This window comes from Pseudodesulfovibrio sediminis (genome assembly GCF_020886695.1).
GTDB lineage: Bacteria > Desulfobacterota > Desulfovibrionia > Desulfovibrionales > Desulfovibrionaceae > Pseudodesulfovibrio > Pseudodesulfovibrio sediminis.
Map to the genome: position 1 here is coordinate 3,683,965 of NZ_AP024485.1, position 14,053 is coordinate 3,698,017.

Genomic DNA, 14,053 nt, shown 5'->3' on the forward strand with positions numbered 1-14,053 from the left:
GTAGTGCCGTTGGGAAATTATTCGCCCAATTTCTTTTGCGCGAACTTAAGCATTTTGACCGCTTCATCAAAGTCGGGATTAATGGCCACGGCTGCTTTGGCTGATTGCGCCATCTTCGACCATTTTCGCCAGTCATAGTAGAGTCTGCCGATGTTGTAATGCAGGTATTCATCCTTGCTCGTCAGGGTGAGCGCCTTCAGATAATATTTTTCGGCTGTCTCATAGTCTTTCATTTTCCGCAGGACCATGCCGATGCGGTTGTATAGGTGGATGGCATTGGGATCGTCTTTGAGCGCGCCATCCAGCATAAGGTAGGCTTCTTTGTACCTTCCGGCATTGAGATACCGGTCAGCGATGTCAGCCTTGAGGTCGGCATCTCCCTCAAAGTCTTTGACCAATTGGTCGAAGATGCTGGTGGCCTTGTCCCATTCTTCACTGTCCAGATGCTTTTGTCCCTGTTCAAGGGCGGCTTTCTTTTGCGCCTGGATTGCTTCAATGTCACCCTTTACGGATTCGTTCAGCGCTTTTTGCAGTTCCTGCAGGAGCTCGCGCATGGCGTCGAGCAACGCTCGTTCTTTTCCCGGTTCATAGCTGATGACCAAGGGATAGATCTTGCGTAGCTCCTTGTCGGAGTTGAGCGCATAGGTGACCTTGTGCAGAAGGTCTTCAAACTCTTCCCGTTCATTCTTCATGACCTGGGTCTTGAGGAAAAGGATGAGTCCGTCATGCACACCCTGAACGGCGGGCATATACTTGCCCTTTTTCAAAAGGGTTGTGACTGAGTTCAGCTTCTTGCGCGATTTTATTAGATCAGAGGACATGGTTGCTCCTGCCGTTTATTCGATCCGCTTGATTATAGACCTGTGGTTTCCCTGACCATATCACGAAATCTGGAAAAGAAATAGCGGCTATCGTGAGGACCGGGACCGGCCTCTGGATGATGCTGAATGGCAAGGATCGGCTTTTCGCGATGTCTGAACCCCTCAAGGGTGTTGTCATTGAGATTTGTGTGTGTGGGTTCCAGGAAATCCAACCCTTCAATATCGACACAGAAACCGTGGTTCTGAGAGGAAATCTCGATCTTTTCGGTGTGCAGATCAATGACGGGGTGGTTGCACCCATGGTGGCCGAATTTCAGCTTGAAAGTGGTGCCGCCCATGGCAAGGCCGAGAATCTGGTGGCCCAGGCAGATGCCTGCGGTGGGGTACTCCTCACAGAGTTCCCTGGTCGCTTCCACGGCAGTCGTCACGGCAGCCGGGTCACCGGGGCCGTTGGACAGGAACACGGCGTCCGGGCCGAGTTCGCGTACCTGGGCTGCGGTGTAATGGGAGGGCAGGACGATCATGTCAAACCCTTGGGCTTCCATGAGACGCAGGATATTCCACTTGATACCGAAGTCGTACACAGCCAGCTTGGGGCCGGTGCCGGACCAGGAGAAATCCTTCATGTTCTCAATGGTGACGGGCTTTTTGCCGTCCCACGTATAGGGCTTCTTGCAGGAAACGCGGTCAGCCAGGTTCAGGCCTTCCATGTTTTCGATTCCCTGTGCCTTTTTGACCAGCTCTTCAGGGTCGACATTGCCGGTGGCAATGAACCCGCGCTGTGCACCGTTGATGCGCAGGTGGCGGGTCAGGGCGCGGGTGTCGACACCTTCGATACCCATGACTCCGACCTCGGTCAGGTAGTCGGGCAGGGACATGGTGGAGCGCCAGTTGGAGGGACGCTTGCAGCATTCCTTGACGATGAAACCACCCACCTGCACCTTGTCCGACTCGATGTCGTCAGGGTTCACGCCGTAGTTGCCGATGAGCGGGTATGTCATGGTGACCATCTGGCCGGTATAGGACGGGTCGGTCAGGATTTCCTGATACCCGGTCATGCCGGTGTTGAAGATGACTTCACCGGAGGCTTCACCCTGTCCGGTAAAGCTTGTTCCCTTGAAAATGGTTCCGTCCTCGAGGGCAAGGATCGCTTTCATTGCTTAAGTCTCCAGAATTTCTTTGGCTTTGATGAGATCATCGGGCCTGTCCACTCCGTGGCAGGTGTGCCTTGTCTCGGTCACATAAATATCGATACCGTCTTCAAGCAGACGGAGTTGTTCCAGTTTTTCACGCAGTTCCAGCGGGCTGGGTTCCAGGCTGCCGAACCGCTCCAGGGCTTCCATGCGAAATCCGTAGAGTCCTATGTGGAGCAGGAATCCATGCACTTTCTCGTCGCGGTCATAGGGTACCAGCGAACGGGAGAAATATAGCGCCCGGCCATTCTGTGCCCGTACCACCTTGACCCGATCCGGTGACTGCGCGTCCGTTTCACTGATGGCTGTCGCCAGCGTTGTGACTCGGACTTTGCCGTTTTCAAATGGCGTGACCAGTTCAGTGAGCATCTCCGGCTCCAGACAGGGTTCATCGCCCTGAATGTTCACCACAACGGCTTCGGAGGAGATTTCAAGCTGTCGGGCGGCTTCCAGTACGCGGTCCGTACCGCTGGTGTGGTCGCTACGGGTCATGACCACTGGTACGTTCAGCGCCGTGGCTGCCTCAAATATCCTTTCGTCATCAGTCGCCAGTGTGACACTGGTCATCTGGGGGCATTGAGCCGCCCGACTGTAGACGTGCCAAAACATGGGTTTACCCTTGATCTCAACCAGGGGCTTGCCCGGGAATCGGGAGGATTCATACCTCGCCGGGATTATGCCGTGACACTCGGGAAATTCGTTCATCTCGTTCCGTGTAGGGGTATTTAATCTTTATTGAAGAAATCAGCAACCTGTTTACACACAGCTTTCGCGCCGCCTCTGCGGGTTTTGATATACTGTTTTGCCCTGGAGGCAACCCCGCGTCGGTCGGCTTTCGAATCAATTATTTTGATCAATGAATCCAGCGCGTCAGACCAGTCGCTGGCTTCAATTGCCAGGCCGGAATCGATGATTTCCCGTCCCACCCAGGCAAAGTTTTTCCAATGAGGACCGGTGACAGGAGTCACGCCGCATGTCAGCGGCTCAAGAAAGTTCTGTCCACCCAGGGGGGCGAGACTGCCGCCCACATAGGCTGCTTTTGACAGCCCGTAGGCCGGAACCAGCTCGCCGAAGGCGTCCCAGAGAATGACGGTACCGGGTTTGACCGGCCCGTTTATATGGGAGCGGAGGAGGGTGTTGAGCCCTGCCTGATTCAGGGATTTTCGCCACAGCTCGATGTGGTGCATGTGGCGTGGAAAGAGGCCCAGAATGGTGTCCGGTTTGGCGCGCATTAGTCCGGCCGCCAACTGTCGGATTTCCGGTTCCTCTTCCTTGCGGACGGATCCGAAGACCACGAATGTTTCCCCTTGCGGAATGAGGTCGCGCAACGGGTTGTCCTTGCGGGCACCGGGACCGGCTGCGCCCATGCGATCAAATTTGATGTTGGGCATGATGTGGATGTTATCCGAGCCGAACAGAGTGGAAAAGCGGCGGCCGTCCACTTCGGACATGGCCATGATGGAATCCGGGCGCAGGGCTTTGAACAGGCCGGGCCAGGAGAGATAGCCCGCAAGGCTTTTGGTGGTCATGCGCCCGTTGGCCAGAAGAATGTGTGTGCCGGCATTTTTGCAGGCGCTCAGGAAGCCAGGCCAGATTTCCGTTTCCAGAATAAGGGCCAGCTTCGGTCGTACATGGGCGACCATGCGATGCATGATGGCAGGATCGTCAAAGGGAAAATACCACGGCTGGACAGCCAGTCCGGCCTTGAGACCGTTGATCTCCTCGGCAGCGCGGGTCAGGGTCTGGTATCCCTGCAGCGTGTTGGTGGTTGCCAGAACGCGCAGGGTCTCCTTGAACGGGGAGGTAAGATTCTTCAATACTTCCCAGGCAAGATAGGCCTCGCCACCGCTGGCAGCCTGCATCCATATATCCGCTTGAGCGGGCATGCCTCCGGTGAGGGTGCGTTGTTCCCAGCCTTCCTTGAGGCGGGAGTTGAGCTTGAGGAGCGGGAGTGCGGCTTTCCAACCCAGGCCGTATGCTTTGAGCGCGAGGTTCACGCCTGTTGTCATTTATGTGTTCCTTTTTCAAGGCCGAGGCGGATGAGTTCTCCAATGAGTTCGGTGAAGGAAAATCCAACATGCCCGGCTGCCTGAGGCAGAAGGCTGGTCGGCGTCATGCCCGGGAGGGTGTTGACTTCCAGCAGATACGCTTCGCCATCCTTGGTGACCATGAAGTCGCCTCGGCTGTAGCCGGTGAGACCCAGCGCGTTGTGGGCAACGACCATCTGCGCCTGAATGGAATCGGACAGTTCCTCGTCAACCGGGGCAGGGCAGATCTCTTCTGCGCCGTCCTCTGCGTACTTGTTCGCATAGTCAAAGAACTCGGAGTCCGATCGGGGCTTGATCATGATAAGCGGCAACGGGTCGTCACCGAGGATGCCGCAGGTCAGTTCCACGCCGGGGATGAAGGATTCGACGAGCGCGGACTGGCACATGGCGAACACCTTTTCCAAGGCGGCGGGGAAGTCTTCTGCTCTCTTGACCAGTGACATGCCCAGCGACGAACCGCCCTTGTTGGGCTTGACGAATACCGGCAGCTCCAACTCAAGCGGCGTAGCAACGCCTTGAACGGGCGTGACCAACTGCCAGTCCGGGGTCTTTATTCCCCGATCCTCGAAGACCTCCTTGCTGGCCGCTTTGTTCAGGGCCAGATAGGATGCGGCGGGGCCAGCCCCCTGATAGGGACAATCCGCCTTGTCGAGTATGGCCTGGATGAGGCCGTCTTCCCCCGGGGTGCCGTGGAGGTTGATGAAAGCGAAATCCGCTTCTTTGGCTATGGTCAAAAGACTTTTGAAATCATCGGCCGGATCGAAAAAAGTGACAGTATGTCCAAGCTCTTCCAGGGCTGAATGGATTTTTTTGGCTCCGGAAAGCGATACTTCCCGTTCGTCAGACCATCCGCCCGCTATCAAAATCACATGCATTGAGGTCCACCTTCAGTGTGTTGCACAACATGGCTTCCAGGTTCAGGGCCTGCAGTTCGGTCTTGCGTATCCTGTCCTGATAGTGGTCGGGGATACCGTATCTGACGATGAGGTCTTGAAAGCGTTCGTGGATAGTCACCAGTGTGGTGTGGTTGACACGTTTGTCAGCGTAGATGACAACCAGTTGTGTGAAATATTTGTGTAAGTCCAGTTCAAAAGGCCAGTAGATGTGATGGGTGACACCTGCGGCAACAACAGGGTTGCCGGTCAACTCCAGTGTCCATGATCCACCCAGCTGGCTATGGCTGCCGCCATGCCGAATGCAGTATGTTTTGGCTATGTCATGCATGAGCGCGGAGGCGCGAACTGTCCCAACATCCACCGGAAGCCCGGCCTTCACGGCATGCTCGGCCAGAAACGTGGCCACTTGAGCAACCATGAGACTGTGCTCGGCAACGTTGTCAAGCATGTCGAACTGTTCCCAGAGGGCAAAGCAGGTCTTGTCATCAGGCACGGGTAAAACCGGATCATACAGTACGCCCGGGGGAGGTGGGAGCGGCGATCCGTAAGGGTTCATATTCGTCAAGGTTTGGTTGGGCATACCTGTGCACTACTGGTTGGGCTGTGATTAATGGGATGCCCTTTGCATCCGGATAGGGATAACCTACCAGCCTGGCGAGGAAAAATAAAGTGGATGTGCCAAGGAAAATCATACTCCTCTTAAAAGCAAAAATGTATGGTTTTGCAAGCGTATCCAGTATAATAAAACGTTGGTGTGTTGAGGCGACGATGTCCAAAGAGGTGATGATATTATAGTTTACCTGCAAATCCTTTTTTTCATGACGTGTATCCTCGCCGGGGGGATTGCCGTGAAGATGTGGCAACTGTATCGGACCTACCGCCTGCCGGGAGTGGGCTGGTGGATATTGGGTGCCCTTGGAGTCGCTTCGGCTTCATTGTTCGCCGCCATTGGCGTGTATGTCGGCGTGTGGGCCAGAGCTGTGGTGTCCCATATTCTTTTGATAGGCGGGGTAGGGGCGCTGTGGCTCGGTGCGCGACTGTTTTTCGGAGAGGGCGTGGATAAACGGCATTATGTCCTCTATGGGCTGCTGCTCATTGGTTCCACCTGTTCCTTTTATTGGCTCTGGGCCGTCAATCCGATGTATCAGGCGCGGTTGGCGCTCGACAGTATCCTGCTCCTCATCATCTCACTGGCCATATCCCAATCCTATTTTGCCTCCATGATAAAACACAGGGCGGTGGTGATCACCGGGGTTCTTTACAGCCTTTTTGCCCTGGCTAATGGGTTTCGCTGTGTAAACATCATTTTGTTCCCGAAAATGGATTCCTATTTCCTGTCGGGAATCGGTGCAATCGTCCTGACGTTCATCATGGCTCCCGTTCTGGTCGTGGCGCTTGCCAGCAAGGTTCTCATCATCCGGGAGAAGGTGCGCTTGTCAGCCGAAGATGAGCAGTAATCTTCCCTGTTTTTGTCTCCATCGCCGAATTGTGCGTCGTGTTCTCTTCTTCGTGTGGGATTTTCATTTGCCCACATCATTCAGAAGGTATATGTCTTTCGCTAACCCAACCGAATTGGACCCACTATTAGCATAAAGGATCCTGATTTGAGCTTCGAATTATTGGAGAAATTTCGCGACCCCGACCTGTGCCGCAAGATGCTCGACAAAATGCAGGGAGATCTCACTAACGACCTGCGTTTCATGGAAGTGTGCGGTACCCATACTGTTGCCATTTTTCAGAGTGGACTTCGGTCCCTCCTGCCAGAGAAGATCGTTCACCTGAGCGGTCCCGGCTGTCCCGTTTGTGTGACCCACGAGTCCGAGGTCAATGCTTTCCTGGATTTGGCCGGACACGATCGTGTCATCATGGCCACGTTCGGCGATCTTATGCGCGTCCCCGGCGATAACGGACGCAACCTGAAAAAAGCCATGGCCGATGGTGCGCGTGTGAAGGTGGTCTATTCCCCCTTTGATACGCTGAAGCTGGCCAAGGAAAATCCCGATGATCTGATTGTTTTTATCGGCGTCGGTTTCGAGACCACGGCGCCGACCATAGCCGGGACCATGAAGATGGCCCGGGCGCAGGGCATAGAGAACCTGCGTGTTCTGTGTTTTCACAAGACAGTACCCACGGCGCTGGAGGCCCTGCTCTCGGATGAAGCCATCAATATTGACGGGTTTATTCTTCCCGGGCATGTCTCCGCCATCATCGGAGTGGAACCATACAACTTCATCGCCGAGAAATTTGGCAAGTCCGCTGTGGTGACCGGGTTCGAGCCGCTTGATATTCTTCAATCCCTGACGCAGATGATAGACTGGCGCAACAAGGGAGAGGCCCATGTCGTCAACAACTACACCCGCATCGTGGGCGAGAACGGCAACCCCAAGGCGCTCGAAGTCATGTATGAAGTGTTCGAACCCACTGACGCCTTGTGGCGCGGGATCGGGTTGATTCCCGGTTCGGGGCTGGAGATTCGCCCTGAATGGGAACTGTTCGACGCCAAAAAGGAATTCGGCATCACCATTGAGGAAGGTCCGGCACTCAAGGGGTGCAAATGCGGGGATATTCTCAAGGGAATCAAGCAGCCTGTTGAATGTCCGCTGTTTGGCAAGGCATGTACTCCGGCCAATCCGGTCGGTCCGTGTATGGTTTCCACCGAAGGCTCATGTGCAGCCTACTACAAATACAAATTGGATTAGCAATGTCTGATAAGGTTCTTCTCGATTACGGCAGTGGCGGCCGCGCTTCTCAACGTCTCATTTCCGAGCTGTTTCTGAAGTATCTGGGCAATGATGAACTCAACCGTCTCAATGATGCGGCAGAGCTGGCCATGTCCGGGCGTCTCGCCATGTCCACCGACTCGTTTGTCGTGGACCCCATTTTCTTTCCCGGTGGCAATATCGGTTCTCTGGCCGTGCACGGCACTGTCAATGATGTGGCCATGATGGGAGCTATTCCGCGCCATATCACCTGTGCCTATATCATCGAAGAGGGACTCCCCATGGATGATCTGGAGCAGATCGTGGCTGCCATGGGCAAGGCTGCCGAAGAGGCCGGGGTGACCGTGGTTTCCGGTGATACCAAAGTTGTCCCCAAGGGGGCAGTGGACAAGATCTTTATCAATACCACCGGGATCGGCGATATCATCGTGGACCCGGCTCCGTCTGGCGATGCGGCCAAGCCGGGTGACGCTGTTCTCATTTCGGGTACGGTGGGCGATCATGGTTTGACTATTCTCGGTACCCGTGAAGGCCTTGATTTTGAAGCCAGGGTGGAGTCCGACTCCGCTTCGCTCAACCATCTGCTCATCAAGTTGGTAGAGGGGCTGCCAGAGGTTCATGTGTTACGTGATCCCACCCGTGGCGGGTTGGCCACGACGCTCAACGAGATCACCTCCAGCTCCAACGTCTGTTGTGAGTTGATTGAGAGCGATCTGCCGATCAAGGCCGAGGTCAAGGGCGGTTGTTCCATCCTTGGTCTGGACCCGTTGTATCTCGCCAATGAAGGCAAGTTCTTGTGCATTCTCCCCCAGGAACATGCCGACAAGGCTCTGGAGATCATGCGCGCCGATCCGCTGGGCGCAGGCGCGTGTCAGATCGGCACCATGACCGATGCCAATCCGGGCAAGGTGGTCCTGGTGACCCCGTTGGGCGGGAAGCGTCTGCTCGGAATGCTCGAAGGTGAGCAGTTGCCCCGTATTTGCTAGCAGGCAATACTTGGGAAATATTCAACCGCCATCGCCTGTAAAAGGGGGATGGCGGTTTTTTGCATTGACAGTGATCAGGTAATATGTTTGCCTAGGCAAATAAGTTGAGGAGAATATGCAGTATACCATTGAAGAAACAGCAGGCTATCTGGTCTATCGAGTTGGACGGTTGTTACGCTATCGTGCCGGGCAGTATTTCAAGCAGGAAGGACTCGACATCAGTCCTGAACAATGGATGCTGTTGTTGCTGGTGCATGAGAGGGGAGAGGCCATGTTAAGTGATTTGGTGGAGCCTGTGGTAGGCGATCATCCCAATGTCACCCGCATGGTCACCGGTTTGGAAAAGCTGGGATACCTGGAGCGGCAGAGGAATCCTGAAGACAAGCGCAGTCGTCTGGTGTCTTTGACCCCCAAGGCACAGGTTTTGGTTCATGATGTCCTGCCCAATCTGATTGAGGCCAAGGCAGCCTATTTTGAGGGATTGGATCAAACCGATGTCAGCCGGATGATCAGCAGCCTGCAGGTTGTCCTCGCCAATCTGGAAGCGTAGTTTTTTTTATCCAAATACTTGCCTAGGCAAATAAAATGAGGAGGACGTTCGATGCAACACCAACAGTATGAACAGGTAGTGGAGGAGGCCGTGCAATATGGTCTGGATGGCTGTACGTGTTCCGAATCCATAGGGGCGGCGTTCGGGGCATGGTTGGGGTTTGACCAAGGCTCCATGGTCGGAATGTGTGGTGGATTTGCTGGTGGCATGGGGTTTTCAGGCGAGACCTGTGGTGTCGTGGCCGCGGCCTTGCTTGTCATCGGTGTGACGTTCGGTCCGGTCTCTGTAGAGGATGCCGAGGCAAGGGGGCGGATCAAGCGTCTCGCGTCAGAATTTGTTGAATCGTTCTTGCGTCAGAACGGGTCCCTAGTTTGCCGCGATTTACGCGGGGATGTAGACATGCGTTCGTCAGACGGGCGGGAACAGCTCATCCGGAGTGGCAGACCTCAGGAGTTGATTCGCAGTGGCGCTGCCTTACTGGCGGAATTGGTGAGCAGGGAAAAGGAGAGACAAAGGGCATAAAGAAAGGCCCTTGGTTTTCCAAGGGCCTTGATTGTGCTGTGAATGATGTCAGCGTTTGGCTTTTTCTTGCCGGTCCTGAATGAGTAAGGCAGCCTTCTGAGCCAGATAGGTGATCTCCGGCTTGGAGACCTGATCGTCGGCGCCCACTGTTTCGCCGCGGTGGCGCAGTTTGTCCGTGATGAGAGATGAGAAGAGAATTACCGGCAAATCGGCGAGGACCGGATCTTCCTTGATGAGTTTGCACAGGTGGTGGCCATCCATCATGGGCATCTCGATATCCGAGACAATAACCTGGACGTAATCGGTGATGGGGCGGTTGTTTTCCGCAGCCATTCTTTTGATTTCCTTGAGGCGGTCCCAGCATTCCTTGCCGTTGTTGGTTTTTTCTACCAGAAAACCGGCCTGTCCGAGCATATCCTTGATCATCTCGCGGATGAGTGGAGAATCGTCTGCAATGAGCGCTTTGTAGTTGGAAATATTGTCGAAGACCACGTTGTCATCAAACTGGAGGCGCATTTCCGGGTTGAGTTCGGACACGATGCGTTCCAGGTCGAGGATAAACACGATGCGGTTGTCAAATTTAACGACACCGGTGATGGAACCGGAAGAGAGGGCGGAAACGTATTTGTTGGGCGCTTCGACATCTTCCCATGAAATACGGTGAATACGTGTTACACCAGAGACCATGAATGCGGACGTGATCTGATTGAATTCCGTGACAATAACTTTGGGCGGCTCATTTTCCACCCGTTTTTTCTTGAGCCACGTGCAGAGATCAAGCAGCGGAATGATGCGCGAGCGGAGATTGAAGGCCCCGAGCACAGATTCGTGTGAAACTTCAGGCATTTCAGTTACATCTGGCATCCTGATGATTTCAAGAACCTTGGCGACATTAACGCCGTAGTACCCTTTGCGACTTGGTTTGAGTCCCTTCTTCGAGTCTTGAATTTCCTCATTGAGCTCTATTTCTTCTTGAGCCTTGGGCTCTTCTTCAAGATAGAACTCGACGATTTCAAGTTCATTGGTGCCGGCTTCGAGCAGAATGCCATTGGATTCGGAGGCCATGGAATACCGTACCTTTGCAAAATGATGAAATTATTCAAATACACTGGAGACTGTGTAAACGTTATTGGCAAATTTCGTCAACATCCAGATCGTGGGCTGTGTCAGCCGGTTCGAGGGTGGCGATGACAGCGGCTGTGGCTTCCAGATCTTCCCAAGTCTCACATTGAAGCAGGGAGCCGCGCAGTGCACGGATGCCACGAAGCCCCTTTGCATACCGGGGGATGATGGAGCGAATCTTGCGAAATGACCGGCTGTCACCTTCGTACTGCCGTGTCAGGCGTATGTGTTCGCGGACGATCTGCGCCAGAAATGCACCGTCGCGTTCAGGGAGTTCGGTACCGGAACGAAGGGCCACAAAGCGGTCGAAAATTGAAGGATCATAGAGTGCGCCACGAGCAAACATGATGGCATCTATTCCGGTCTCGTCAATGCATTGAACACCTGCTTCGGCTGTGAATAGATCGCCGGAGCCGACCACTGGTATGGAAATGGCCTTCTTCAATTCGGCGAGCTTGGACCAGTTGGCCTGTCCGGCAAACATCTGTTTTCCATAGCGGGGGTGCAGGGTGACCCAGTCGACGCCGATGTCTTCCAGGCGCTTGGCCAGCTCGATAAAGACCTCTTCGCCCTTGTTGAAGCCCAGGCGAAATTTGACGCCGACACGGCCGCCATCAGGATGCTCAGCGGCTTTCCGAACCATGATGGCAGCGAGGTTGACCAGCTTGTCGAGATCGTCCATGAGCTTGACGCCGGAACCGGACTTCAGGACCTTGCGGACAGGGCAGCCTGCGTTCAGGTCGTAGTTGCGGTAGCCCATGCCGAGGAGTTTATCCATCACCGGTTCGAAATATTCCGCATCGGCTCCAAAAAGTTGAAGAACCATGGGGTCGTCCTCCGGGCAGGTGGCGAGCAGACGTTTCGTCCCTGCGTTCTTGAATGCCAGTCCCTTGACCGAAACCATTTCCGAACAGCAGACGCCACATCCAAATTGTTTGGAGAGAAGTCTGAAAGGGAGATCGGAGTATCCGGCCAATGGTGCAAGCCAGGGCGAATCGGGTGTGATGGTGAATGTGCTCATGATGGGAAGGACATAATTATTGCCGGGGTGAGAGTCAAAGGAATTAAAAAGTTCAATGAGCGTTTGACTATTACTTAATATAAGATGGGCTGGATGTGAGCGGTAAAATCTCTTTGCAGAAAGGGAGTGCATGAATGTATGCAAGGATGTGTGGTCATGGTGGGGAGCTTTTCAGATTGCGCGGTAGATCGGGAAAGCCCGGTATTAGAGGGTTCATCAGGCATAAACGCTTTGTCGACGCCATCAAGTGCCTCAGCGTGGGATAGCAAGTTGAGAACGTTGAGTATTATGGTGATAATATATTTTTGAAAAATCTCAAAAACAGGGTTGACAAAAGTCCGGTTAAAAACTTAAACCTGCCCGTCTTCGAGCGGAAGGCGAGCGCAGAAGCGGTCGCAAAGAAAGTTCGAAAAACCACTTGCTTTTTGAAATATTGGCGTTTATAGACTTCGTTCCCGAGAGCTGGCGTAGCTCAATTGGTAGAGCAGCTGATTTGTAATCAGCAGGTTGCGGGTTCAAGTCCCATCGCCAGCTCCATATATAAATGGTGGGGTTCCCGAGTGGCCAAAGGGAACAGACTGTAAATCTGTCGGCGTACGCCTTCGGAGGTTCAAATCCTCCCCCCACCACCATATTTTTTCGAATCACGCTGTAGGAGGCAGGTCCAAGAGACCGCTGATGGACTACAAGGAGTGAGCGGGAATAGCTCAATTGGTAGAGCATCAGCCTTCCAAGCTGAGGGTTGCGGGTTCGAGTCCCGTTTCCCGCTCCACTAAAATCTCTCCATCCATCTACATTATAATACAGCGAGATTTTGTCTCACGTAGCTCGACAGTATGCGAAAATTCCTATAAGGGGATGAGTTCACTGACCGATGCGAAGCGTGAGCTTCATCGGCGAGTTTTTATTGTTAGATTTGTTAACAAGTATTTAGAAATAGAAACCTACACAACTTTATTGATTTAGGGGGTAAATGAAATGGGTAAAGCTAAATTTGAACGTAGCAAGCCTCACGTAAACATTGGTACCATCGGTCACATTGACCATGGTAAAACCACTCTGACTGCAGCTATCACCAAGCTGGCCGCCATGGCTGGTAACGGTGAGTTCATCGCTTTCGACGAAATCGATAAGGCTCCTGAAGAGAAAGAGCGCGGCATCACCATTGCTACCGCTCACGTTGAGTACGAGACCGAGAACCGCCACTACGCACACGTAGACTGCCCCGGTCACGCTGACTACATTAAGAACATGATCACTGGTGCTGCCCAGATGGACGGCGCTATCCTCGTCTGCGCCGCCACTGACGGTCCCATGCCCCAGACTCGTGAGCACATCCTGCTCGCTCGTCAGGTTGGTGTCCCCGCCATGGTCGTCTTCATGAACAAGTGCGACATGGTCGATGACGAAGAGCTCCTCGAGCTGGTCGAAATGGAAGTTCGCGAACTTCTCGACAAATACGAATTCCCCGGCGACGACATTCCGGTCATTCAGGGTTCCGCTCTGAAGGCTCTCGAATGCGAATCCGCTGATGATGAAGCTGCAAAGCCCATCTTCGAGCTGCTGGCTGCTTGTGACTCCTACATCCCCGAGCCCGAGCGCGACATCGACATGCCTTTCCTCATGCCTGTTGAGGACGTTTTCTCCATCTCCGGTCGTGGTACCGTTATCACCGGTCGTGTTGAGCGCGGTGTCATCAAGGTTGGTGAAGAAATCGAAATCGTCGGCATCAAGGACACCATCAAGACCACTTGTACTGGTGTTGAGATGTTCCGCAAGCTGCTCGACCAGGGCCAGGCTGGTGACAACGTCGGTCTGCTGATTCGTGGCGTCAAGCGCGAAGAAGTTGAGCGCGGTCAGGTTGCTGCAAAGCCCGGTTCCATCAACCCGCACACCAAGTTCAAGGCTGAGGTCTACGTCCTCTCCAAAGACGAAGGTGGACGTCACACCCCGTTCTTCACCGGCTACCGCCCGCAGTTCTACTTCCGTACAACTGATATCACCGGTGTCGTCACTCTGGACGACGGTGTCGAGATGGTCATGCCCGGCGACAACGCCACTTTCAACGTCGAGATGATTCACCCCATCGCCATGGAAGTCGGTCTGCGCTTCGCTATTCGCGAAGGTGGCCGTACCGTCGGTGCCGGTGTTGTCACCGAGATCGTGGAGTAATC

14 protein-coding genes and 3 tRNA genes are annotated in these 14,053 nt (G+C 54.1%); 9 read left to right on the forward strand and 8 right to left on the reverse strand.

The window, feature by feature from the left end; genetic code table 11:
• Positions 1-17: 17 nt before the first annotated feature.
• Genes SRBAKS_RS17350 through SRBAKS_RS17375 form a run of 6 tightly spaced genes read right to left on the reverse strand, consistent with a single transcriptional unit; the run spans position 18 to position 5,538 of the window.
• Positions 18-821, reverse strand: coding sequence for a tetratricopeptide repeat protein (locus SRBAKS_RS17350; protein ID WP_229592149.1), 804 nt, complete (start codon positions 819-821; stop codon positions 18-20).
• 32 nt (positions 822-853) lie between these two features.
• Positions 854-1,978 carry a glutamine-hydrolyzing carbamoyl-phosphate synthase small subunit gene (carA, locus tag SRBAKS_RS17355; RefSeq protein WP_229592151.1) on the reverse strand — a complete coding sequence of 375 codons (1,125 nt, stop codon included), beginning with the start codon at positions 1,976-1,978 and terminating at the stop codon, positions 854-856.
• A 3-nt stretch (positions 1,979-1,981) separates the two neighbouring features.
• Positions 1,982-2,719, reverse strand: a complete 738-nt coding sequence (gene kdsB / locus SRBAKS_RS17360) for a 3-deoxy-manno-octulosonate cytidylyltransferase (protein WP_229592153.1) — start codon at positions 2,717-2,719, stop codon at positions 1,982-1,984.
• Positions 2,720-2,739: 20 nt separating this feature from the next.
• Entirely contained in the window at positions 2,740-4,023 is a 1,284-nt protein-coding gene (locus tag SRBAKS_RS17365) for a 3-deoxy-D-manno-octulosonic acid transferase (RefSeq protein WP_229592155.1), read from the reverse strand.
• Entirely contained in the window at positions 4,020-4,937 is a 918-nt protein-coding gene (locus SRBAKS_RS17370; RefSeq protein WP_229592157.1) for a D-alanine--D-alanine ligase family protein, read from the reverse strand. The genes SRBAKS_RS17365 and SRBAKS_RS17370 overlap by 4 nt, the downstream gene beginning before the upstream one ends.
• Positions 4,903-5,538 carry an HDIG domain-containing metalloprotein gene (locus tag SRBAKS_RS17375; protein WP_229592159.1) on the reverse strand — a complete coding sequence of 212 codons (636 nt, stop codon included), beginning with the start codon at positions 5,536-5,538 and terminating at the stop codon, positions 4,903-4,905. Before SRBAKS_RS17375 ends, SRBAKS_RS17370 begins: the two co-directional genes overlap by 35 nt.
• Before the next feature lie 268 nt (positions 5,539-5,806).
• On the opposite strand from SRBAKS_RS17375, the gene SRBAKS_RS17380 reads away from it, so the two are divergent.
• The 5 genes from SRBAKS_RS17380 to SRBAKS_RS17400 all read left to right on the forward strand — a co-directional run bounded on the left by SRBAKS_RS17380 (position 5,807) and on the right by SRBAKS_RS17400 (position 9,736).
• Complete coding sequence (locus SRBAKS_RS17380; RefSeq protein WP_229592161.1) at positions 5,807-6,415, forward strand: hypothetical protein; 609 nt, start codon at positions 5,807-5,809, stop codon at positions 6,413-6,415.
• Between the two features lie 147 nt (positions 6,416-6,562).
• Complete coding sequence (gene hypD, locus SRBAKS_RS17385) at positions 6,563-7,657, forward strand: hydrogenase formation protein HypD (RefSeq protein ID WP_229592163.1); 1,095 nt, start codon at positions 6,563-6,565, stop codon at positions 7,655-7,657.
• 2 nt (positions 7,658-7,659) lie between these two features.
• The gene (gene hypE / locus SRBAKS_RS17390; RefSeq protein WP_229592165.1) at positions 7,660-8,664 is read left to right on the forward strand and encodes a hydrogenase expression/formation protein HypE; all 1,005 of its coding nucleotides are present in this window, start codon (positions 7,660-7,662) and stop codon (positions 8,662-8,664) included.
• A 115-nt stretch (positions 8,665-8,779) separates the two neighbouring features.
• Positions 8,780-9,214 carry a MarR family winged helix-turn-helix transcriptional regulator gene (locus tag SRBAKS_RS17395; protein WP_229592167.1) on the forward strand — a complete coding sequence of 145 codons (435 nt, stop codon included), beginning with the start codon at positions 8,780-8,782 and terminating at the stop codon, positions 9,212-9,214.
• Between the two features lie 51 nt (positions 9,215-9,265).
• Positions 9,266-9,736 carry a C-GCAxxG-C-C family protein gene (locus SRBAKS_RS17400; protein ID WP_229592169.1) on the forward strand — a complete coding sequence of 157 codons (471 nt, stop codon included), beginning with the start codon at positions 9,266-9,268 and terminating at the stop codon, positions 9,734-9,736.
• Between the two features lie 48 nt (positions 9,737-9,784).
• On the opposite strand, the gene SRBAKS_RS17405 is transcribed toward SRBAKS_RS17400, so the two are convergent.
• The gene (locus SRBAKS_RS17405; protein ID WP_229592171.1) at positions 9,785-10,801 is read right to left on the reverse strand and encodes a chemotaxis protein; all 1,017 of its coding nucleotides are present in this window, start codon (positions 10,799-10,801) and stop codon (positions 9,785-9,787) included.
• 61 nt (positions 10,802-10,862) lie between these two features.
• On the reverse strand, positions 10,863-11,879 hold the full coding sequence (locus SRBAKS_RS17410) for a tRNA dihydrouridine synthase (RefSeq protein ID WP_229592173.1): 1,017 nt from the start codon (positions 11,877-11,879) through the stop codon (positions 10,863-10,865).
• Positions 11,880-12,340: 461 nt separating this feature from the next.
• On the opposite strand from SRBAKS_RS17410, the gene SRBAKS_RS17415 reads away from it, so the two are divergent.
• The 4 genes from SRBAKS_RS17415 to tuf all read left to right on the forward strand — a co-directional run bounded on the left by SRBAKS_RS17415 (position 12,341) and on the right by tuf (position 14,051).
• Positions 12,341-12,416 (forward strand) — tRNA-Thr (locus SRBAKS_RS17415).
• A 9-nt stretch (positions 12,417-12,425) separates the two neighbouring features.
• Positions 12,426-12,511 (forward strand) — tRNA-Tyr (locus SRBAKS_RS17420).
• A gap of 64 nt (positions 12,512-12,575) precedes the next feature.
• A tRNA-Gly gene (locus SRBAKS_RS17425) sits at positions 12,576-12,651 on the forward strand.
• A 206-nt stretch (positions 12,652-12,857) separates the two neighbouring features.
• Positions 12,858-14,051 carry an elongation factor Tu gene (gene tuf / locus SRBAKS_RS17430; protein WP_229592175.1) on the forward strand — a complete coding sequence of 398 codons (1,194 nt, stop codon included), beginning with the start codon at positions 12,858-12,860 and terminating at the stop codon, positions 14,049-14,051.
• Positions 14,052-14,053 lie beyond the last annotated feature (2 nt).